Source organism: Shigella flexneri 2a str. 301 (assembly GCF_000006925.2).
Taxonomy (GTDB): Bacteria; Pseudomonadota; Gammaproteobacteria; order Enterobacterales; family Enterobacteriaceae; genus ECMA0423.
This window is the reverse complement of the sequence record NC_004337.2, coordinates 4132251-4154782: the sequence shown is the minus strand read 5'-3', so window position 1 is coordinate 4154782 and position 22532 is coordinate 4132251. Positions and strand designations below refer to the sequence as shown.

16 protein-coding genes, 4 pseudogenes and 2 other annotated features are annotated in these 22532 nt (G+C 53.1%); of the genes and pseudogenes, 13 read left to right on the top strand and 7 right to left on the bottom strand.

Annotated elements, in window-relative coordinates; translation table 11 throughout:
* Window positions 1–8 precede the first annotated feature (8 nt).
* The 3 pseudogenes from SF4024 (at window position 9) to yijF (ending at window position 2665) form a co-directional block, all read left to right on the top strand.
* A pseudogene (locus tag SF4024) lies at window positions 9–671 on the top strand.
* Window positions 643–1783 (top strand) — a sequence feature ('Similar to Escherichia coli K12 glycerol dehydrogenase, (NAD) gi: 1790381 (381 aa). BLAST with identity of 97% in 380 aa. This CDS contains an in-frame stop codon. The sequence has been checked and is believed to be correct.'). It overlaps the preceding pseudogene by 29 nt.
* Window positions 643–1783, top strand: a pseudogene (gene gldA, locus SF4023). Its footprint overlaps the feature before it by 1141 nt. Before SF4024 ends, gldA begins: the two co-directional pseudogenes overlap by 29 nt.
* Before the next feature lie 274 nt (window positions 1784–2057).
* Window positions 2058–2665 (top strand) — a sequence feature (Similar to Escherichia coli K12 conserved hypothetical protein gi: 1790380 (206 aa). BLAST with identity of 95% in 202 aa. This CDS ontains frameshift. The sequence has been checked and is believed to be correct.).
* A pseudogene (gene yijF / locus SF4022) lies at window positions 2058–2665 on the top strand. It overlaps the preceding feature by 608 nt.
* 26 nt (window positions 2666–2691) lie before the next feature.
* Here yijF and SF4021 read toward each other — a convergent pair.
* From SF4021 to metB, 5 genes are all read right to left on the bottom strand, one after another.
* A complete protein-coding gene (locus SF4021; protein ID NP_709747.1) occupies window positions 2692–3630 on the bottom strand; it encodes a hypothetical protein in 939 nt (312 codons plus the stop codon).
* 60 nt (window positions 3631–3690) lie between these two features.
* The gene (katG, locus tag SF4020) at window positions 3691–5871 is read right to left on the bottom strand and encodes a catalase/hydroperoxidase HPI(I) (protein NP_709746.2); all 2181 of its coding nucleotides are present in this window, start codon (window positions 5869–5871) and stop codon (window positions 3691–3693) included.
* 328 nt (window positions 5872–6199) lie between these two features.
* On the bottom strand, window positions 6200–7090 hold the full coding sequence (gene metF / locus SF4019; protein ID NP_709745.1) for a 5,10-methylenetetrahydrofolate reductase: 891 nt from the start codon (window positions 7088–7090) through the stop codon (window positions 6200–6202).
* Window positions 7091–7438: 348 nt separating this feature from the next.
* The gene (gene metL / locus SF4018; protein NP_709744.1) at window positions 7439–9871 is read right to left on the bottom strand and encodes a bifunctional aspartate kinase II/homoserine dehydrogenase II; all 2433 of its coding nucleotides are present in this window, start codon (window positions 9869–9871) and stop codon (window positions 7439–7441) included.
* Between the two features lie 2 nt (window positions 9872–9873).
* Entirely contained in the window at window positions 9874–11034 is a 1161-nt protein-coding gene (gene metB / locus SF4017; RefSeq protein ID NP_709743.2) for a cystathionine gamma-synthase, read from the bottom strand.
* 276 nt (window positions 11035–11310) lie between these two features.
* Here metB and metJ point away from each other — a divergent pair, with 276 nt between their 5' ends.
* Together metJ and yiiX are read left to right on the top strand one after the other, a co-directional pair.
* Complete coding sequence (gene metJ / locus SF4016) at window positions 11311–11628, top strand: transcriptional repressor protein MetJ (protein ID NP_709742.2); 318 nt, start codon at window positions 11311–11313, stop codon at window positions 11626–11628.
* 183 nt (window positions 11629–11811) lie between these two features.
* A complete protein-coding gene (yiiX, locus tag SF4015) occupies window positions 11812–12420 on the top strand; it encodes a hypothetical protein (RefSeq protein NP_709741.1) in 609 nt (202 codons plus the stop codon).
* Window positions 12421–12480: 60 nt separating this feature from the next.
* Here yiiX and rpmE read toward each other — a convergent pair whose 3' ends face one another.
* Window positions 12481–12693: a 50S ribosomal protein L31 gene (gene rpmE / locus SF4014; protein NP_709740.1), complete on the bottom strand. Its 213-nt coding sequence runs from the start codon at window positions 12691–12693 to the stop codon at window positions 12481–12483.
* Between the two features lie 202 nt (window positions 12694–12895).
* Between rpmE and priA the strand changes: the two genes are divergently transcribed.
* The 7 genes from priA to menG all read left to right on the top strand — a co-directional run bounded on the left by priA (window position 12896) and on the right by menG (window position 20861).
* The gene (gene priA, locus SF4013; RefSeq protein NP_709739.2) at window positions 12896–15094 is read left to right on the top strand and encodes a primosome assembly protein PriA; all 2199 of its coding nucleotides are present in this window, start codon (window positions 12896–12898) and stop codon (window positions 15092–15094) included.
* A gap of 155 nt (window positions 15095–15249) precedes the next feature.
* On the top strand, window positions 15250–16275 hold the full coding sequence (gene cytR, locus SF4012) for a DNA-binding transcriptional regulator CytR (RefSeq protein ID NP_709738.2): 1026 nt from the start codon (window positions 15250–15252) through the stop codon (window positions 16273–16275).
* Window positions 16276–16366: 91 nt separating this feature from the next.
* Window positions 16367–17326, top strand: a complete 960-nt coding sequence (gene ftsN / locus SF4011) for an essential cell division protein FtsN (protein ID NP_709737.1) — start codon at window positions 16367–16369, stop codon at window positions 17324–17326.
* A gap of 92 nt (window positions 17327–17418) precedes the next feature.
* Window positions 17419–17949 carry an ATP-dependent protease subunit HslV gene (gene hslV / locus SF4010; protein NP_709736.1) on the top strand — a complete coding sequence of 177 codons (531 nt, stop codon included), beginning with the start codon at window positions 17419–17421 and terminating at the stop codon, window positions 17947–17949.
* 9 nt (window positions 17950–17958) lie between these two features.
* Window positions 17959–19290, top strand: coding sequence for an ATP-dependent protease ATP-binding subunit HslU (gene hslU / locus SF4009; RefSeq protein NP_709735.1), 1332 nt, complete (start codon window positions 17959–17961; stop codon window positions 19288–19290).
* Between the two features lie 66 nt (window positions 19291–19356).
* Window positions 19357–20283, top strand: coding sequence for a 1,4-dihydroxy-2-naphthoate polyprenyltransferase (gene menA, locus SF4008; RefSeq protein NP_709734.2), 927 nt, complete (start codon window positions 19357–19359; stop codon window positions 20281–20283).
* A 92-nt stretch (window positions 20284–20375) separates the two neighbouring features.
* Window positions 20376–20861 carry a ribonuclease activity regulator protein RraA gene (gene menG, locus SF4007; RefSeq protein ID NP_709733.1) on the top strand — a complete coding sequence of 162 codons (486 nt, stop codon included), beginning with the start codon at window positions 20376–20378 and terminating at the stop codon, window positions 20859–20861.
* Between the two features lie 84 nt (window positions 20862–20945).
* Here the strand turns inward: menG and yiiU are convergent, their stop codons facing one another.
* The gene (yiiU, locus tag SF4006) at window positions 20946–21191 is read right to left on the bottom strand and encodes a septal ring assembly protein ZapB (protein ID NP_709732.2); all 246 of its coding nucleotides are present in this window, start codon (window positions 21189–21191) and stop codon (window positions 20946–20948) included.
* Between the two features lie 425 nt (window positions 21192–21616).
* Here yiiU and SF4005 point away from each other — a divergent pair.
* Window positions 21617–22462, top strand: a pseudogene (locus tag SF4005).
* Window positions 22463–22532: the final 70 nt, after the last annotated feature.

Sequence of the window (22532 nt, the reverse complement as noted above, 5' to 3'; positions counted from 1 at the left end):
GAAACATCATGGAACTGTATCTGGACACCGCTAACGTCGCAGAAGTCGAACGTCTGGCACGCATATTCCCGATTGCCGGGGTGACAACTAACCCGAGCATTATCGCTGCCAGCAAGGAGTCCATCTGGGAAGTGCTGCCGCGTCTGCAAAAAGCGATTGGTGATGAGGGCATTCTGTTTGCTCAGACCATGAGCCGCGACGCGCAGGGGATGGTGGAAGAAGCGAAGCGCCTGCGCGACGCTATTCCGGGTATTGTGGTGAAAATCCCGGTGACTTCCGAAGGTCTGGCAGCAATTAAAATACTGAAAAAATAGGGTATTACTACACTTGGCACCGCTGTATATAGCGCCGCAGAAGGGTTATTAGCCGCACTGGCAGGGGCAAAATACGTTGCTCCGTATGTTAACCGCGTAGATGCCCAGGGCGGGGACGGCATTCGTACGGTTCAGGAGCTGCAAACGCTGTTAGAAATGCACGCGCCAGAAAGCATGGTGCTGGCAGCCAGCTTTAAAACGCCGCGTCAGGCGCTGGACTGTTTACTGGCAGGATGTGAATCCATCACCCTGCCCTTAGATGTAGCGCAACAAATGCTCAACACCCCTGCGGTAGAGTCAGCTATAGAGAAGTTCGAACACGACTGGAATGCCGCATTTGGCACTACTCATCTCTAAAGGAGCAATTATGGACCGCATTATTCAATCACCGGGTAAATACATCCAGGGCGCTGATGTGATTAATCGTCTGGGCGAATACCTGAAGCCGCTGGCAGAACGCTGGTTAGTGGTGGGTGACAAATTTGTTTTAGTTTTTGCTCAATCCACTGTCGAGAAAAGCTTTAAAGATGCTGGACTGGTAGTAGAAATTACGCCGTTTGGCGGTGAATGTTCGCAAAATGAGATCGACCGTCTGCGTGGCATCGCGGAGACTGCGCAGTGTGGCGCAATTCTCGGTATCGGTGGCGGAAAAACCCTCGATACTGCCAAAGCACTGGCACATTTCATGGGTGTTCCGGTAGCGATCGCACCGACTATCGCCTCGACCGATGCACCGTGCAGCGCATTGTCTGTTATCTACACCGATGAGGGTGAGTTTGACCGCTATCTGCTGTTGCCAAATAACCCGAATATGGTCATTGTCGACACCAAAATCGTCGCGGGCGCACCTGCACGTCTGTTAGCAGCGGGTATCGGCGATGCGCTGGCAACCTGGTTTGAAGCGCGTGCTTGCTCTCGTAGCGGCGCGACCACCATGGCGGGCGGCAAGTGCACCCAGGCGGCGCTGGCACTGGCTGAACTGTGCTACAACACCCTGCTGGAAGAAGGCGAAAAAGCGATGCTTGCCGCCGAACAGCATGTAGTAACCCCGGCGCTGGAGCGCGTGATTGAAGCGAACACCTATTTGAGCGGCGTTGGTTTTGAAAGCGGCGGCTGGCGGCGGCTCACGCGGTGCATAACGGCCTGACCGCTATCCCGGACGCGCATCACTATTATCACGGTGAAAAGTGGCATTTGGTACGCTGACGCAGCTGGTACTGGAAAACGCGCCGGTGGAGGAAATCGAAACCGTAGCTGCACTTAGCCATGCGGTAGGTTTGCCAATAACTCTCGCTCAACTGGATATTAAAGAAGATGTCCCGGCGAAAATGCGCATTGTTGCAAAAGCATCTTGTGCAGAAGGTGAAACCATCCACAACATGCCTGGCGGCGCGACGCCAGATCAGGTTTACGCCGCACTGCTGGTAGCTGACCAGTACGGTCAGCGTTTCCTGCAAGAGTGGGAATAACCTACTCCAAACTCCCGGCTTGTCCGGGAGTTTGAACGCAAAATTGCCTGATGCGCTACGCTTATCAGGCCTACGCAATCTCTGCAATATATTGAATTTGCGTGCTTTTGTAGGCCGGATAAGGCGTTCACTCCGCATCCGGCACTCTGTGCCAGTAATCTGAAACTCCCACGTTGTTCAGGAGTTTTTTATCCGCTTCTGGACATTTTCTCCACAGAACAATCGTTAGCCCGGAAGGTCGAATCTGTGACTCTTATTTTCACGGACGAACCAGATGAAAGCTTCACTGGCGCTGCTCAGCCTGCTAACGGCATTTACCAGCCACTCCTTAAAATCTCCCGCCGTTCCACCAACCGTGGTACAAATCCAGGCCAATACCAACCTTGCCATCGCAGACGGTGCCAGACAGCAAATTGGCAGCACGCTATTTTACGATCGCAGCTTACCTATCCTGGCGGTGATGTTCCGCAAGAACGCGGTGTATGTTCCGATGTGGTGATCCGCGCATTGCGCAGCCAGAAGGTCGATTTGCAGAAACTGGTTCACGAAGATATGGCGAAGAATTTTGCTGAGTACCCGCAAAAATGGAAGTTAAAGCGCCCGGACAGCAACATCGATCACCGTCGGGTGCCTAATCTGGAAACCTGGTTTAGCCGCCACAACAAAACACGCCCCATCAGTAAAAATGCCGGTGACTATCAAGCGGGCGATATTGTCTCCTGGCGATTAGATAACGGGCTGGCGCATATTGGGGTGGCGTCAGATGGCTTCGCCCGCGACGGTACGCCGCTGGTGATACATAACATTGGCGCAGGCGCGCAGGAAGAAGATGTGCTGTTTAGCTGGCGGATGGTGGGGCATTATCGTTATTTTGTTAAATAAGAGATCGCCCCACATGAAGAAAAAATTCAGATGCTTTTTACACTGACAGCTTCTTTTTTCTTACGGCTCACCAGCGCCAGTGCCAGCACAATCAGCACAATACCGCTACCTTCAACGGCCCCCGGATTCTCACCGAGCAGCCACCAGGAAAAGAGTACGCCACAAACGGGAACGGCCAGTGTGCTTAAGCTGGCAATACTGGCAGGCAAGTTTTTCAGCACAAACAGCCATAAGCTCCACGCTAGCGCCGTCGCCAGAATCGCACTGTAGGCCAGCGCCCAGAACACGGTGGGCTGCCAGTCAATTTCACGTTGCGGCACCAGTAAAGCGACCACACTCATCACCAGCGCCGCATACAGCATCTGCCAGGATGTTAACGATAATAAATCCACGCGCGGATGACGGGCGTATAGGCGTTTAGCAACAATCGCGCTCGCCCCCCAACTAACACCGGAGAGGATTGCCAGCATGGCACTTTTCATCGAAGAGAAATCGAGTTGCCACGGCTGCAACACCAAAAATAAGCCGAAAGCGGCAATCAGAATCGCGAAATATTGCCCACGTCGCAGGCGTTCACCGAGAAACAACGCGGCGAAAATCACCACCCAGAACGGCATGGTATAGCTCAGGATCGCCACCTTCCCCGCACCTCCGCTGACCAACGCCCACTGCGCCAGACCAACCATCCCGCAGGTTTGTAACAGGGCAATGGCTAAGGTGTATTTAAACGGCGTCGGGCGCATTCCGCGACCACGTAATAAAAGGACGATGAATAAAACGAGAGCGCCGAAAATGCAGCGTAAGGCGGTAAAGTCGAAGGCACCGATGTAACTGGTGACTTGCTTCATGAAAATCCAGCTATAACTCCAGATAAGTGTGAGCACAACCAAGCCACTGATTGCCAGTGGGTTGCTCTTTCCTGCGGCAGACATGAGAGATCCAGTGTGTAGTTTTCCTGTGGACACTATACGCCGGTAAAGAAACTTCAGCGACTGCCTGAAAGACAGTCGCTGAAGAAGGTCAGATTACAGCAGGTCGAAACGGTCGAGGTTCATCACTTTCACCCATGCCGCTACGAAGTCTTTAACAAACTTCTCGTGGGCATCGCTGCTGGCGTAAACTTCCGCTACTGCACGCAGGACAGAGTTAGAACCAAATACCAGATCCGCACGGCTGGCTGTGTATTTCACTTCGCCGGTTTCGCGGTCACGTCCTTCGAACAGCTCTTTCGATTCGTCAGTCGCTTTCCACTCGTAACGCATATCCAGCAAGTTCACGAAGAAGTCATTGCTCAATACGCCAACGCGGTCAGTGAAGACGCCGTTTTTGCTGCCATCGAAGTAGGCACCCAGTACACGCATCCCGCCCACCAGCGCAGTCATTTCCGGCGCGGTCAGCGTCAGTTGCTGTGCTTTGTCGATCAGCAGTGACTCGGTGGTGGAAACGTCCAGACGAGCGCGATAGTTACGGAAACCGTCAGCAATTGGCTCCAGCAGCTCAAACATCTCAATGTCAGTCTGATCCTGACGCGCATCAACGCGACCCGGCGCAAACGGTACATGAATGCTCAAACCTGCGGCGCTTGCGGCTTTCTCAACACCAACCACACCAGCCAGCACGATGATATCCGCCAGCGAGGCTTTACCAGACTCTTTCTGGATTTTCTCCAGAACAGGCAGAGCACGAACGGCTGCGGCGTTCACATCCCAGTCGCGCTGCGGCATTAATGCCAGACGCGCACCGTTGGCACCACCGCGTTTGTCGCCACCACGGAAGGTAGAAGCAGATGCCCAGGCCACCGATACCAGCTCACTAACAGACAGACCAGAATCCGCAATCGCGAATTTCAGATCGATAATGTCCTGCTCGGTCGGGTTGTAGATCGGCTGCGGCAGCGGATCTTGCCAGATCAGATCTTCTTTCGGCACTTCCGGCCCGATGTAGCGAGATTTCGGCCCCATATCCCTGTGCGTCAGTTTGAACCAGGCACGGGCAAAGGCTTCGTTGAACGCCTGCGGATCGTTGAGGAAACGACGAGAGATCTTCTCGAACTCAGGATCAAAACGCAGCGTCAGGTCGGTCACCAGCATTGTCGGTTTACGTTTCTTCGACGGATCGAACGGATCCGGGATAATTTCCGGTGCGTCTACCGCTTCGAACTGGATTGCTCCAGCCGGACTGCGGGTCTGTACCCACTCATACTTGAACAGATTCTCGAAGAAATAGTTGCTCCACTGGGTCGGCGTCTGGGTCCAGACTACTTCCAGACCAGAGGTAATGGCATCTGCGCCAACGCCGCTGCCGTAAGTGCTCGCCCAGCCTAAACCTTGTTCTTCAATCGGTGCAGCTTCTGGATCAGGACCTACGTTTGATGTCGGACCGGCACCGTGGGTTTTACCCAGCGTATGACCACCCGCAATCAGCGCCACGGTTTCTTCGTCGTTCATGCCCATGTTGCCGAAGGTCGCGCGGATAGCTGCTGCCGCAGAAAGCGGTTCGCCGCTGTGATCCGGGCCTTCCGGGTTAACGTAAATCAGGCCCATCTCGGTTGCACCCAGCGGTGCTTTCGCCAGCGCTTCCGGATGACGGTGAGTCAGCCAGGCTTTTTCATCACCCCAGTTAACATCCAGATCCGGTTCCCAGACGTCTTCACGACCGGCACCAAAACCGAAGGTACGGAAGCCGGAGTTTTCCAGCGCCACGTTACCTGCGAGGATAAACAGGTCGGCCCAGGAGATTTTCTGACCATATTTCTGTTTGATTGGCCACAACAGGCGACGCGCTTTATCGAGGCTTACGTTATCCGGCCAGGAGTTCAGCGGTGCAAAACGTTGCTGACCACGACCCGCGCCGCCGCGTCCATCGATTGAACGGTAAGTACCTGCGCCGTGCCAAGCCATACGAATAAACAGACCGGCGTAGCTGCCCCAGTCGGCTGGCCACCACGGCTGAGATTCTGTCAGCAGGGCTTTCAGATCTTTTTTCAGGCCGTAGTAATCTAATTTGCTGAATTCTTTGCGGTAGTCAAAGTCCTCACCCAGCGGGTTAGAACGATTAGAATGTTGGTTTAACAGGTCAACACGGAGTTGATTTGGCCACCAGTCGCGAGTGGTTGTGCCCGCCCCCGCGCTCTGGTCGTGACCGCCCTGATGGAACGGGCATTTGCCAGTGGCTGTGGTGTTATGGATATCGTCTGACGTGCTCATCAATGTGCTCCCCTCTACAGTGTTACCGTTACGATACACAGCGTTAGAGAGAAGTTATAATTGAATTAATCCACGGATGCGATAGTTGAGATCTTACATATTGTTGGTTAAAGAGATGTAGATCAAATTGATCGTAATTAAGCTTTTTTGATTATGTCCGAATTCGGACAAATGCTTTATAAAAAAGGGTTTTAGCTTCATATCCTTCAAGTAATGAGGGAGAAAACAAGGCTGACAACCTTATTTTCCCGCCCTCATTTCGAGGCAGCATTTTGTGCTCTGTTTAAAATTTGTGATCACTGTGTGATTTTCACAAAAGCCACACTATTTATAAACCAGGTCGAACACCCAGCGTATGGCAAATCGCGTAACTCATTTCAGCGCGGTTAAGCGTATAGAAGTGGAAATCTTTCACTCCTTCACGGCTTAAAATCTTCACCATATCCATGGCAATATTCGCGCCCACCAGTTTGCGGGTTTCGGCATCGTCATCCAGCCCGTCAAACATTTGCGCCATCCACGCCGGAATACGCACGTTGGTCATGTCGGCAAATTTCTTCGCCTGTTTAAAGTTAGATACCGGCAAAATGCCCGGGATGATTTCCACATCAATGCCCGCCGATACACAGCGGTCACGAAAACGCAGGTAGCTTTCGACATCGAAGAAGAACTGAGTAATCGCGCGGTTGGCTCCGGCATCCACTTTGCGTTTCAGATTAAGCAAATCCGCCTGAGCGCTTTTTGCTTCCGGGTGAACTTCCGGATACGCCGCCACGGATATATCGAAATCTGCCACTTCTTTTAACAGCGTCACCAGGTCAGAAGCATACATTTCTGGCTTACCACTTCCCGGCGGCAGATCGCCACGCAGTGCCACGATATGACGAATACCGTTATTCCAGTAGTCGCGTGCAATGGTGCGCAGCTCGTCGGGCGTCGCATCAATGCAAGTAAGATGCGGTGCCGCTTCCAGACCAGTGCGATCTTTAATGCCTTTAATAATGCTGTGCGTACGGTCGCGCTCGCCGGAGTTCGCGCCATAGGTCACCGATACAAACTTCGGTTTCAGGCTGCTAAGGCGATCGATGGAGTTCCACAGGGTCTGCTCCATTTCACTGGTACGCGGCGGGAAAAACTCGAACGAAACGTTAATCTGCCCCTGGACTTCTGCCAGGCTCTGATTCAGGGCATCCCGCTGGCTGGCGTGAAAAAAGCTCATACCTTACCTCATCAATCGCTTGTAGTTATATGTTGTGTTGTGCACATCTATCCATTTAGACGTCCAGATGTAAAGATGAAGGAAAAGCCGAAGGGCGTCAACCGAAAAATGACCAATGATGGTGAGGAAAAATCAGGGAAGATGAAAAAACTTCAGGATGGTAAGAAAAAGAAAATCCGATATGCAAAGCAAACCGGACTGCAAATATAAACTAACCATGTACTTATTGCTTCTTGCCGGATTCGTCGTAAACGCTTCATCCGGCCTAATTCTATGATAATTCAATATATTTCATTAGAAACCATAGACCCGAAAACATGAGTACCGGGCATTATTAAATTTCTGAAATTACAACAACTGTGCCAGCCGGTTGATATCCGACTGAATCGCCCCGGCGGTGACGTCGCGCCCAGCGCCAGGCCCACGGATCACCAGCGGATTATCGCGGTACCAGCGGCTTTCGATGGCAAAGACGTTATCGCATGGCAGCAGTGATGCCAGCGGATAGTCTTCACGCACCGCCTCCACGCCCACACGCGCTTTGCCGTTGGCATCGAAACGCGCCACGTAGCGCAGCACCAGCCCCATTTCGCGGGCCGCTTCCAGCCGTTGCACCATCTGCTCGTTAAGTTCATCGCCATTTTCAAAGAAATGGTCGATGCTGCCGCCTTCGCAATGAGCAGGCACCAGCGATTCCACACGTACCTGGTCCGGTTCAATGTTGTAACCCGCTTCACGCGCCAGAATCACCAGCTTGCGCATTACGTCTTTGCCGGAGAGGTCGTCACGCGGATCAGGCTCGGTTAAGCCCTGCTGCCACGCCTGATCCACCAGCTCGGTAAACGGCACGCTACCGTCGAATTGCAGGAACAGCCAGGAGAGCGTGCCGGAGAAGATCCCACTGATCGACAAAATGGTATCGCCGCTGTCGATCAGATCGCGCACGGTATGGTTGATCGGCAAGCCCGCACCAACGGTGGCGTTGTATAGCCAGTGACGCCCGGTTTTTTCGAAGGCGTCGTGGATCTGGCGATATTTATTGCTGTCGCTTGCTCCCGCCAGTTTGTTGGCACTGATGACGTGGAAACCGTGGCTGGCGAAATCGAGATACTGATCAGCAAGCTGCTGGCTGGCGGTAACGTCCAACACCACTAAATCATCATACGGATGGGCGCGCATCCACAGGAAAAGCGACTCTTCATCCTGCTCGACCGCTTCATCGTTGAAGAAGGCTAACGCGCGGCTGGCGTCCAGCCCGTCATAACTCAACAGACTGCGGCGGCTGTCCACCACGCCTGCCAGCACAAATTCAAAGCCGGTACGCGCCGAAAGCGTGCTCTGCTCGCGGGCGAACAGTTCCAGCCAGCGAGAGCCGATATTGCCTTTGCCGAACAATACCAGGCCGATGCGTTTTTCTGCGCGGAAGACGGACTGATGCAGCCCCTGAATCAGGCTTTCGGTCGGGCCGGTGCGCAGTACTGCCACCAGACTGATGCCGTCATCGGACTGCCACGTAAACTCGACCGGCTGGCCTTTCAGTTGCTGCCAGAAGCGGTGGCAATGCAGCGGGTTACGGGTGACACCCGCCCCGACCATCGCCACCAGCGCCAGCCCCTGACGCAGGCGCAGTTCTCCAGGTAATCCCGCTTCGTCGAGGATTTTCAGCGCACTGTCGGCCACTTCTGAGGTGTAGCAAAATTGCAACAACTGGCGATCGTTATGCACGCCAACCGCCAGTGGACGCACCTGGGCACGTTTCAGGATCTGGTCGATCTCTTTATGCGCCAGTTTGAAATCCTGACTGGCGGGCACCTGAAACTCAATCAAACAGACATCATCGTGGCTGGTGACAATACGCGCACCAGTACCGGAGGCCAGCACGCGTTCAATGCGCGTGGAACCTTGATCCGGCGTGTAGCTACAGCGCAGCTGCAGGTCGATTTCGCTGCCAGAAACTGGCTGTAAAGTACGGGCGTGAAGAACGGGAGCCGCCAGACGCGCCAGTTCGCTGGCCTCATCCAGACGCAGCAACGGCAGCAGGCAGGCATCTTTCACTTTACGCGGGTCGGCACTGTATACCCCGGCGACGTCGCTCCAGATGGTTACACGAGAAACACCCGCCAGCGCACCGATTTGTGTCGCGGAATAGTCGGAACCGTTACGCCCCAGCAACACCGTTTCACCGGCGTTGTTACGGCTGATAAACCCGGTCACCACCAGACGTTTGCTCGGATGTTGTACCAGTAGCTGTTGCAGCAACGGGTAAGAAAGCCCTTCATCAACCTGCGGTTGCGCAGCGCGTTCAGCGCGTAAAAACTCACGGGCATCAAGCCAGGCCGCTGGCAGCCCTTGTTGATTAAGTACCGCAGACATCAGGCGCGCCGACCACACTTCACCGTGGCCCACCACTTCCGCATACACCGCATCGTTAATACCACTGTCGAGCAACGCCGCCAGGCGCTCAAGATCGCTGACAAAAGCGCTAATGAGGCTATCGGCTTCTTCAGCGGGTAGCAGACCGCTAATCAGATCGCACTGATAGCGACGCAGCGTTTGTTGAACCTGATGCGCAGAGAGACGATCGGTCTGGCTTAGTTTCAACCAGTTAATCAACTGGTTAGTGGTGCTACCGGCGGCGGAAACCACCATCATATCGTCAGGCTGAGAGAACTCCGCCATAATGCCCGCGACACGCAAATAACACTTCACATCAGCCAGACTACTGCCACCAAATTTATGCAGCTGACGACCTTTCGCCCCTGCCTGCGCAATCACACTCATTTTTACCCCTTGTTTGCAGCCCGGAAGCCATTTTCCAGGTCGGCAATTAAATCTTCGCCATCTTCAATACCGGTGGAGATACGCAGCAGCGTCTCGGAGATCCCGGCGGCAGCACGCGCTTCTGGTGCCATGCCTGCATGTGTCATGGTTGCGGCGTGAGAGATTAAACTTTCCACTCCCCCTAATGATTCCGCCAGCGTAAACAACGACAGCCCGCCCAGGAAACGACACAGCGTCTGCTCATCGCCATCCAGTTCAAAACTCAACATTGCGCCAAAGCCTTTTTGCTGACGCGCGGCAATTTCATGCCCCTGATTTTCCGGCAGCGACGGGTGATACAGTTTTTTCACCAACGGCTGGGTTTGCAGATATTTCACAATCGCCTGCGCGTTGCGCTGCGCCAGCTCCATACGCGGCACCAGCGTTCGCAACCCGCGTAGCAGCAGATAGCTGTCAAACGCGCCGCCCGTCACGCCAATATTGTTTGCCCACCAGGCAAGTTCAGTGACAACGTCCGGGTCTTTAGCAATCACCACGCCAGCCACCACGTCAGAGTGACCGTTCAGATATTTCGTACATGAATGCAACACCAGATCGGCACCCAATGCCAGCGGATTTTGTAATGCCGGGCTTAAGAAGGTGTTATCCACCACGCTCACCGCCCCGACTTCCCTTGCCAGATGGCAGATTTTCGCAATATCCACGACGCGTAACAATGGATTACTTGGGCTTTCTACCAGTACCAGTTTGGGTTTTTCTGCCAGCGCTGCCCGTAATGCCTGTTCATCGCCTTGATCAACAAACAACACGCGATAGCAACCGCGTTTCGCCAGACTGTCGAACAGGCGATAGCTACCGCCGTAGCAGTCGTGCGGCGCAACCAGCAGATCGCCAGGTTTCAAAAAGACGGTCGTTACCAGGTGAATCGCGGACATGCCGGTATTAGTAAGTACTGCGCCAGCACCGCCTTCCAGTTCTGCCAGCGCACGCTGAACCACATCGCGCGTTGGGTTGCCGCGACGCGAGTAATCATGCGCGCGCGGTTCATTAAATCCGGTAAAGTTATAGGTGCTGGAAAGATGGATGGGAGGGACAACGCAACCATACTGTTCGTCGTCATTTAACCCGCTACGCACTGCGATGGTGGCCTGTTTACGCGTCATGTGATGAAGTTTCCTGGGCTTTGTCGGTGAAATGTCAGGCACCAGAGTAAACATTGTGTTAATGGACGTCAATACATCTGGACATCTAAACTTCTTTGCGTATAGATTGAGCAAATCCCAAATAGCCGTTAAAATTATATGCATTATCACGCCGACAGGTGCATTACACGATGTCACGGTAACGCCTGTACGGTAAACTATGCGGGTTTACGGTCAGTACCCACATAAATTGTGGGGTCTGGTCTCAATTTATTGACGAAGAGGATTAAGTATCTCATGGCTGAATGGAGCGGCGAATATATCAGCCCATACGCTGAGCACGGCAAGAAGAGTGAACAAGTCAAAAAGATTACGGTTTCCATTCCTCTTAAGGTGTTAAAAATCCTCACCGATGAACGCACGCGTCGTCAGGTGAACAACCTGCGTCACGCTACCAACAGCGAGCTGCTGTGCGAAGCGTTTCTGCATGCCTTTACCGGGCAACCTTTGCCGGATGATGCCGATCTGCGTAAAGAGCGCAGCGACGAAATCCCGGAAGCGGCAAAAGAGATCATGCGTGAGATGGGGATTAACCCGGAGACGTGGGAATACTAAAGCGGAAAAGAGCGGCGCGGAGTGGAATCGCCTGATGCACTACGCTTATCAGGCCTACGTCATATTGCAATTTATTGAATTTGCACGAACTTGTAGGCCGGATAAGGCGTTCACGCCGCATCCGGCATAAACAACGAGCACGTTGTCTGCGACCCACCGCTTTTTATACATGGACGTTTAACTATGAAAAACAGGCTGCTGATCCTCAGCCTGCTGGTTTCTGTACCTGCCTTTGCCTGGCAGCCGCAAACTGGCGACATCATCTTTCAAATCTCTCGCTCATCGCAAAGTAAAGCGATCCAACTGGCAACCCATTCCGATTACAGCCACACCGGTATGCTGGTGATGCGTAACAAAAAGCCCTACGTTTTTGAAGCGGTCGGCCCGGTGAAATACACCCCGCTCAAGCAGTGGATTGCCCATGGTGAAAAGGGCAACTACGTTGTTCGCCGCGTTGAAGGCGGACTGAGTGTTGAACAACAGCAAAAACTGACGCAAACGGCAAAACGTTATCTCGGTAAACCGTATGATTTCAGCTTCTCATGGAGCGACGATCGCCAGTACTGTTCGGAAGTGGTGTGGAAGGTTTACCAGAACGCGCTGGGAATGCGCGTGGGCGAACAGCAGAAGTTGAAAGAGTTTGATCTCAGCAACCCGCTGGTCCAGGCGAAGCTCAAAGAACGCTACGGTAAAAATATTCCGCTTGAGGAAACGGTAGTTTCACCACAAGCCGTTTTCGACGCGCCACAACTCACCACGGTTGCCAAAGAGTGGCCGCTGTTTTCGTGGTGATACGACCAAAATTCAGGCACAAAAAAAGCGCCGTGCGGCGCTTTTTTCGGAAATCCGGTCTTATTTGCTGCCCGGGATGTTGAAACGCTTGTTGAAGCGGTCAACACGGCCACCGGTAGCAACATCACGCTGTTTGCCAGTGAAGAACGGGTGGCACTTGCTGCACACGTCGAGGTTCAGGTCATGACCAACGGTGGAGCGGATTTTTATTACGTTACCGCAAGAGCAGCTAGCAGTAATTTCTTCGTATTTCGGGTGAATATCTTTTTTCATGGGAAAACCTCGGTTTAAGGCCGCGTCGCTCTTCCAGCCCTAACGCCAGACACCACGCGATGTTAAAAGTATAGCTTCAATACGATCATTTCGTACGAAGGCGCGAAATCATACAGAAATTAACCAGCGTATGCAAACTGATCCGCACTCTTCTACGGCAATGTGTATACTAACCCACCGAATTTCAAGTCAGGATGATGCTATGCCCGTTGCCCACGTTGCCTTGCCCGTTCCGCTTCCTCGTACCTTTGACTATCTGCTGCCAGAAGGCATGACGGTTAAAGCTGGGTGTCGCGTGCGCGTGCCGTTTGGCAAACAGCAGGAGCGCATCGGGATTGTGGTATCAGTTAGCGATGCCAGCGAACTGCCGCTCACTGAGCTAAAAGCGGTAGTCGAAGTGCTGGATGGTGAGCCGGTGTTTACTCACTCCGTCTGGCGATTGCTGCTATGGGCGGCAGATTACTATCATCATCCGATTGGCGATGTGCTGTTTCATGCCTTGCCGATTTTACTACGCCAGGGGCGGCCTGCGGCGAACGCGCCGATGTGGTACTGGTTTGCCACTGAACAAGGTCAGGCGGTGGATCTGAACAGCCTGAAACGCTCACCCAAGCAACAACAGGCGCTGGCAGCGTTACGGCAAGGCAAAATCTGGCGCGACCAGGTTGCCACGCTCGAATTTAATGATGCCGCGTTGCAGGCGCTGCGCAAAAAAGGTCTGTGTGATTTAGCAAGTGAAACACCAGAGTTTAGCGACTGGCGAACGAACTATGCCGTTTCTGGTGAGCGGTTGCGATTGAATACCGAACAGGCCACCGCCGTTGGCGCAATTCATAGCGCGGCAGATACTTTTTCTGCCTGGCTGCTGGCGGGCGTTACCGGTTCCGGTAAAACGGAGGTTTATCTCAGTGTACTGGAAAACGTGCTCGCTCAGGGCAAACAGGCGCTGGTGATGGTGCCGGAAATCGGCCTGACACCGCAAACTATCGCCCGTTTTCGTGAACGGTTTAATGCGCCCGTGGAAGTTCTGCATTCCGGTCTGAACGACAGCGAGCGTCTTTCGGCGTGGCTGAAAGCGAAAAATGGCGAGGCGGCGATTGTGATCGGCACCCGCTCCGCGCTGTTTACGCCGTTTAAAAATCTCGGCGTGATTGTCATTGACGAAGAGCACGACAGTTCCTACAAGCAGCAGGAAGGCTGGCGCTATCATGCCCGCGACCTGGCGGTGTATCGTGCGCATAGCGAGCAAATCCCGATTATTCTTGGCTCCGCAACGCCCGCGCTGGAAACGTTGTGCAACGTCCAGCAGAAAAAATACCGCCTGCTGCGCCTGACGCGCCGGGCGGGGAATGCGCGTCCGGCAATTCAACACGTGCTGGATTTAAAAGGTCAGAAGGTGCAGGCAGGTCTGGCTCCGGCGTTAATCACCCGTATGCGCCAGCATTTACAGGCCAACAATCAGGTTATCCTCTTTCTTAACCGCCGTGGCTTTGCGCCTGCGCTACTGTGCCACGACTGCGGCTGGATTGCCGAATGCCCACGTTGCGATCACTACTACACGCTGCATCAGGCGCAACAGCATTTGCGCTGTCACCACTGTGACAGTCAGCGTCCGGTGCCGCGCCAGTGCCCTTCCTGCGGTTCCACGCACCTGGTACCCGTGGGGCTGGGCACCGAACAGCTTGAACAGACGCTTGCGCCGCTGTTCCCTGATGTGCCCATTTCTCGTATCGACCGCGATACCACCAGCCGCAAAGGGGCGCTGGAACAGCAACTGGCGGAAGTACATCGCGGCGGTGCGAGGATTTTGATCGGCACACAAATGCTGGCGAAAGGTCACCACTTTCCGGATGTGACGCTGGTGGCGTTACTGGATGTGGACGGCGCGCTGTTTTCTGCCGATTTTCGCTCGGCAGAGCGTTTCGCTCAGCTTTACACCCAGGTCGCTGGTCGTGCCGGGCGTGCGGGTAAACAAGGCGAAGTGGTGCTGCAAACGCACCATCCGGAACATCCTCTGTTGCAAACGTTGCTCTATAAAGGCTACGACGCCTTTGCCGAACAGGCGCTGGCTGAGCGACGGATGATGCAACTGCCGCCATGGACCAGCCATGTGATTGTGCGTGCGGAAGATCATAACAATCAGCATGCGCCGCTGTTCCTGCAACAACTGCGTAATCTGATCCTCTCCAGCCCGCTGGCAGACGACAAACTGTGGGTTCTCGGTCCGGTTCCGGCACTGGCACCTAAACGTGGCGGTCGCTGGCGCTGGCAGATATTGTTGCAGCACCCTTCCCGCGTGCGCTTGCAACACATCATTAGTGGTACGCTGGCGCTCATCAATACAATACCGGATTCCCGCAAGGTGAAATGGGTACTGGATGTTGATCCGATTGAGGGTTAAACCGCTTACGATGCGAGGCGGATCGAAAAATTCAATATTCATCACACTTTTCATGAAAATTCTGTAACCGTTTTCACGCGCTATCTGCTAAAAATGTTGCCGATGTGAAGTAAACATGGATGTAGTACGCCTGACGTGCCAGGCGAGGAGTGAGTGTGAAAGCGAAGAAGCAGGAAACTGCCGCGACCATGAAAGACGTTGCCCTCAAGGCAAAAGTCTCTACAGCGACTGTCTCCCGAGCATTAATGAATCCCGATAAAGTCTCCCAGGCCACCCGTAATCGGGTTGAAAAAGCGGCCCGGGAAGTGGGTTATTTACCGCAGCCTATGGGGCGCAACGTCAAGCGTAATGAATCCCGCACCATTCTGGTGATTGTCCCGGATATCTGCGATCCCTTCTTTAGCGAAATTATTCGCGGTATCGAAGTTACGGCGGCAAATCACGGATATCTGGTGCTGATTGGCGACTGTGCGCATCAAAATCAGCAGGAAAAAACCTTTATCGATTTGATCATCACCAAGCAAATTGATGGCATGTTGCTGCTGGGTTCAAGGCTGCCGTTTGATGCCAGCATTGAGGAACAGCGTAATCTGCCGCCGATGGTGATGGCGAACGAATTTGCACCGGAACTGGAGCTGCCTACCGTTCATATCGACAATCTGACCGCCGCATTTGATGCAGTAAATTATTTATATGAGCAAGGGCATAAACGGATTGGCTGTATAGCCGGTCCCGAAGAGATGCCACTGTGTCACTACCGCCTGCAAGGCTATGTTCAGGCGCTGCGTCGCTGCGGAATTATGGTTGATCCACAATACATCGCCCGTGGCGACTTCACCTTCGAAGCCGGAAGCAAAGCAATGCAACAGCTGCTTGATCTTCCACAACCGCCTACTGCAGTCTTCTGCCATAGCGATGTGATGGCGCTCGGCGCACTTTCTCAGGCAAAACGCCAGGGGCTGAAAGTCCCGGAAGACCTTTCCATAATCGGTTTTGATAACATCGACCTGACGCAATTTTGTGATCCGCCGCTGACAACCATCGCGCAGCCGCGTTACGAAATCGGTCGGGAAGCTATGCTGTTATTGCTTGATCAAATGCAGGGGCAACACGTTGGCAGTGGCTCTCGTTTAATGGACTGCGAACTTATCATCCGGGGATCAACACGCGCGTTACCTTAAAGTAAACCTTTAAGACTGCCGTGACTGGTCAAAGGCCCGCCGCTTAAGTAACATGGCGGGCTGACGAACGAATAAATACAGCGAAACGATAGTGGCACAACGAGATTATGTACGCCGCAGCCAACCGGCACCTTCGCGGCGAAAAAAGAGCACCTCACGGAAAAAGCAACGAAATCTGCCTGCGGTTTCTCCCGCTATGGTCGCTATTGCTGCCGCCGTTCTTGTGACCTTTATCGGTGGTCTGTACTTCATTACGCATCACAAGAAAGAAGAGTCCGAGACGCTGCAAAGCCAGAAAGTGACCGGAAACGGACTACCACCAAAACCAGAAGAACGCTGGCGCTACATTAAAGAGCTGGAAAGTCGCCAGCCGGGTGTGCGTGCGCCCACAGAACCTTCTGCCGGTGGTGAAGTGAAAACGCCGGAGCAACTGACACCAGAACAACGTCAGCTTCTTGAACAAATGCAGGCTGATATGCGCCAGCAGCCAACGCAGCTGGTTGAGGTTCCGTGGAATGAACAGACGCCGGAACAGCGTCAGCAAACGCTACAACGCCAGCGTCAGGCGCAGCAATTAGCGGAGCAGCAACGCCTGGCTCAGCAGTCGCGTACGACTGAACAAAGCTGGCAGCAGCAGACGCGTACGTCGCAAGCCGCGCCGGTACAGGCGCAACCGCGCCAGTCTAAACCAGCTTCTACTCAGCAGCCGTACCAGGATCTGCTGCAAACCCCTGCGCACACGACCGCGCAGTCGAAGCCGCAGCAAGCTGCGCCGGTTGCTCGTGCCGCTGACGCGCCAAAACCGACGGCGGAGAAAAAAGACGAACGCCGCTGGATGGTGCAGTGCGGTTCGTTCAGAGGCGCGGAACAGGCAGAGACGGTACGTGCTCAGCTGGCGTTCGAAGGATTTGACTCGAAAATCACCACCAACAATGGCTGGAATCGTGTGGTCATTGGCCCGGTGAAAGGCAAAGAGAACGCAGACAGCACCCTCAATCGGTTGAAGATGGCGGGTCATACAAACTGCATTCGGCTCGCCGCCGGGGGTTGAAACCCTCAAAATCCCCCCCATCTATAATTGCATTATGCCCCGTACTTTTGTACGGGGTTTGTACTCTGTATTCGTAACCAAGGGGTCAGCTCGTGACAACTATAGTAAGCGTACGCCGTAACGGCCATGTGGTCATCGCTGGTGATGGTCAGGCCACGTTGGGCAATACCGTAATGAAAGGCAACGTGAAAAAGGTCCGCCGTCTGTACAACGACAAAGTCATCGCGGGCTTTGCGGGCGGTACTGCGGATGCTTTTACGCTGTTCGAACTGTTTGAACGTAAACTGGAAATGCATCAGGGCCATCTGGTTAAAGCCGCCGTTGAGCTGGCAAAAGACTGGCGTACCGATCGCATGCTGCGCAAACTTGAAGCACTGCTGGCAGTCGCGGATGAAACTGCATCGCTTATCATCACCGGTAACGGTGACGTGGTGCAGCCAGAAAACGATCTTATTGCTATCGGCTCCGGCGGCCCTTACGCCCAGGCTGCGGCGCGCGCGCTGTTAGAAAACACTGAACTTAGCGCCCGTGAAATTGCTGAAAAGGCGTTGGATATTGCAGGCGACATTTGCATCTATACCAACCATTTCCACACCATCGAAGAATTAAGCTACAAAGCGTAAGGATCTCCCATGTCTGAAATGACCCCACGCGAAATCGTCAGCGAACTGGATAAGCACATCATCGGCCAGGACAACGCCAAGCGTTCTGTGGCGATTGCTCTGCGTAACCGCTGGCGTCGCATGCAGCTCAACGAAGAGCTGCGCCATGAAGTGACCCCGAAAAATATCCTGATGATCGGCCCGACCGGTGTCGGTAAAACTGAAATCGCCCGTCGTCTGGCTAAGCTGGCGAATGCGCCGTTCATCAAAGTTGAAGCGACCAAATTTACCGAAGTGGGCTACGTCGGTAAGGAAGTTGATTCTATTATTCGCGATCTGACCGATGCCGCCGTGAAAATGGTACGCGTCCAGGCTATCGAGAAAAACCGTTATCGCGCTGAAGAACTGGCAGAAGAACGTATTCTCGACGTGCTGATCCCACCTGCTAAAAACAACTGGGGACAGACTGAACAGCAGCAGGAACCTTCCGCTGCTCGTCAGGCATTCCGCAAAAAACTGCGTGAAGGCCAGCTTGATGACAAAGAAATCGAGATCGATCTTGCCGCAGCACCGATGGGCGTTGAAATTATGGCTCCTCCGGGCATGGAAGAGATGACCAGCCAGCTGCAGTCCATGTTCCAGAACCTGGGCGGCCAGAAGCAAAAAGCGCGTAAGCTGAAAATCAAAGACGCCATGAAGCTGCTGATTGAAGAAGAAGCGGCGAAACTGGTGAACCCGGAAGAGCTGAAGCAAGACGCTATCGACGCTGTTGAGCAGCACGGGATCGTGTTTATCGACGAAATCGACAAAATCTGTAAGCGCGGCGAGTCTTCCGGTCCGGATGTTTCTCGTGAAGGCGTTCAGCGTGACCTGCTGCCGCTGGTAGAAGGTTGCACCGTTTCCACCAAACACGGGATGGTCAAAACTGACCACATTCTGTTTATCGCTTCTGGCGCGTTCCAGATTGCGAAACCGTCTGACCTGATCCCGGAACTGCAAGGTCGGCTGCCAATCCGCGTTGAACTGCAGGCACTGACCACCAGCGACTTCGAGCGTATTCTGACCGAGCCGAATGCCTCTATCACCGTGCAGTACAAAGCACTGATGGCGACTGAAGGCGTAAATATCGAGTTTACCGACTCCGGTATTAAACGCATCGCGGAAGCGGCATGGCAGGTGAACGAATCTACCGAAAACATCGGTGCTCGTCGTTTACACACTGTTCTGGAGCGTTTAATGGAAGAGATTTCCTACGACGCCAGCGATTTAAGCGGTCAAAATATCACTATTGACGCAGATTATGTGAGCAAACATCTGGATGCGTTGGTGGCAGATGAAGATCTGAGCCGTTTTATCCTATAATCGCGTTCAATCATTTTCATCATTGTTTGATGGGGCTGAAAGGCCCCATTTTTATTGGCGCGTATTATGACTGAACAACAAATTAGCCGAACTCAGGCGTGGCTGGAAAGTTTACGACCTAAAACCCTCCCCCTCGCCTTTGCTGCAATTATCGTCGGGACGGCGCTGGCATGGTGGCAAGGTCACTTCGATCCGCTGGTCGCCCTGCTGGCACTAATTACCGCCGGGCTATTACAGATCCTTTCTAACCTCGCCAATGATTACGGCGATGCGGTAAAAGGCAGCGATAAACCTGACCGCATTGGGCCGCTACGCGGCATGCAAAAAGGGGTCATTACCCAGCAAAAGATGAAACGGGCGCTCATTATTACCGTCGTGCTCATCTGTCTCTCCGGGCTGGCACTGGTTGCAGTGGCATGCCATACGCTGGCCGATTTTGTCGGTTTCCTGATTCTTGGCGGGTTGTCGATCATTGCCGCTATCACCTACACCGTGGGCAATCGTCCTTATGGTTATATCGGTCTGGGTGATATTTCCGTACTGGTTTTCTTTGGCTGGTTGAGTGTCATGGGGAGCTGGTATTTACAGGCTCATACATTGATTCCGGCACTGATCCTTCCGGCGACCGCATGCGGCCTGCTGGCAACGGCAGTACTGAATATTAATAACCTGCGTGATATCAATAGCGACCGCGAAAATGGCAAAAACACGCTGGTGGTGCGCTTAGGTGAAGTGAACGCGCGTCGTTATCATGCCTGCCTGCTGATGGGCTCGCTGGTGTGTCTGGCGCTGTTTAATCTCTTTTCGCTGCATAGCCTGTGGGGCTGGCTGTTCCTGCTGGCGGCACCATTACTGGTGAAGCAAGCCCGTTATGTGATGCGGGAAATGGACCCGGTGGCGATGCGACCAATGCTGGAACGTACTGTCAAGGGAGCGTTACTGACTAACCTGCTGTTTGTTTTAGGGATATTCCTAAGCCAGTGGGCAGCATAACTGACAAATATCAATTAACAATTGATGATTTTGCCAACAGCCCACATAGCGCGATATACTGAAAATTCTCGCAGCAACTGAATGTTAAGCCTATGAAATACGATACTTCCGAGCTTTGTGACATCTATCAAGAAGATGTTAACGTCGTGGAACCGCTGTTCTCCAACTTTGGCGGACGGGCGTCGTTTGGCGGACAAATAATCACGGTAAAATGTTTCGAGGACAACGGGTTGCTGTACGATCTGCTCGAACAGAATGGCCGTGGTCGTGTTCTTGTCGTCGATGGCGGTGGTTCTGTTCGTCGCGCACTGGTCGATGCTGAACTGGCGCGTCTGGCAGTACAAAATGAATGGGAAGGTCTGGTCATTTACGGCGCGGTGCGTCAGGTAGATGACCTGGAAGAGTTGGATATCGGCATCCAGGCGATGGCGGCAATTCCGGTTGGTGCCGCTGGCGAAGGCATTGGCGAAAGCGATGTCCGCGTCAATTTTGGCGGTGTCACCTTCTTCTCCGGCGACCATCTTTATGCCGACAATACCGGGATTATTCTTTCAGAAGATCCGCTGGATATTGAATGATAAGAAAGGCACCGCAAGGTGCCTTTTTTCTGCGTTACCTGTTGGCCTACACAGTAAAGAAATTACGCGAAAGATGAAGCGTAATCAGACCTCTTCCATGCGACCCAGCAGGGCCTGCAGACGTTCCTGCCAGCCGTTCTGCTGTTCTTTCAGATGGTTGTTCTCACGCTCCAGCTCTTCGCGCTGATGCTGGGCATTTTGAACTTCCTGCGACAGTGAGTTGTTTTTTTCTTTCAGCTCTTCGATTTCCATCTGCAACAGAGTGATGGTATCAATCGCCTGCTGTACTTTTGCTTCCAGTTTCTCAAACACTTCTAATGACATTGTCATACCTCTCCTGAATTGCAAGGCGTTGATGGATAAAAAATCCTCGTCCCGATTACCGGTGACGCCTTAATAAATACGAGCGCACTTTAGTTAGCTCCGATTGTATGAAGCCGCGCCATCGCTGTCCAGCGGCACGCCTTGCAGATTACGGTTTGCCACACTTTTCATCCTTCTCCTAGTGACATAATCCACATCAATCGAAAATGTTAATAAATTTGTTGCGCGAATGATCTAACAAACATGCATCATGTACAATCAGATGGAATAAATGGCGCGATAACGCTCATTTTATGACGAAGCACACACATTTTAAGTTCGATATTTCTCGTTTTTGCTCGTTAACGATAAGTTAACAGCATGCCTACAAGCATCGTGGAGGTCCGTGACTTTCACGCATACAACAAACATTAACTCTTCAGGATCCGATTATGAGTCAAACATCAACCTTGAAAGGCCAGTGCATTGCTGAATTCCTCGGTACCGGGTTGTTGATTTTTTTCGGTGTGGGTTGCGTTGCAGCACTAAAAGTCGCTGGTGCGTCTTTTGGTCAGTGGGAAATCAGTGTCATTTGGGGACTGGGGGTGGCAATGGCCATCTACCTGACCGCAGGAGTTTCCGGCGCGCATCTTAATCCCGCTGTTACCATTGCATTGTGGCTGTTTGCCTGTTTCGACAAGCGCAAAGTTATTCCTTTTATCGTTTCACAAGTTGCCGGCGCTTTCTGCGCTGCGGCTTTAGTTTACGGGCTTTACTACAATTTATTTTTCGACTTCGAGCAGACTCATCACATTGTTCGCGGCAGCGTTGAAAGTGTTGATCTGGCTGGCACTTTCTCTACTTACCCTAATCCTCATATCAATTTTGTGCAGGCTTTCGCAGTTGAGATGGTGATTACCGCTATTCTGATGGGGCTGATCCTGGCGTTAACGGACGATGGCAACGGTGTACCACGCGGCCCTTTGGCTCCCTTGCTGATTGGTCTACTGATTGCGGTCATTGGCGCATCTATGGGCCCATTGACAGGTTTTGCCATGAACCCAGCGCGTGACTTCGGTCCGAAAGTCTTTGCCTAGCTGGCGGGCTGGGGCAATGTCGCCTTTACCGGCGGCAGAGACATTCCTTACTTCCTGGTGCCGCTTTTCAGCCCTATCGTTGGCGCGATTGTAGGTGCATTTGCCTACCGCAAACTGATTGGTCGCCATTTGCCTTGCGATATCTGTGTTGTGGAAGAAAAGGAAACCACAACTCCTTCAGAACAAAAAGCTTCGCTGTAATATGACTACGGGACAATTAAACATGACTGAAAAAAATATATCGTTGCGCTCGACCAGGGCACCACCAGCT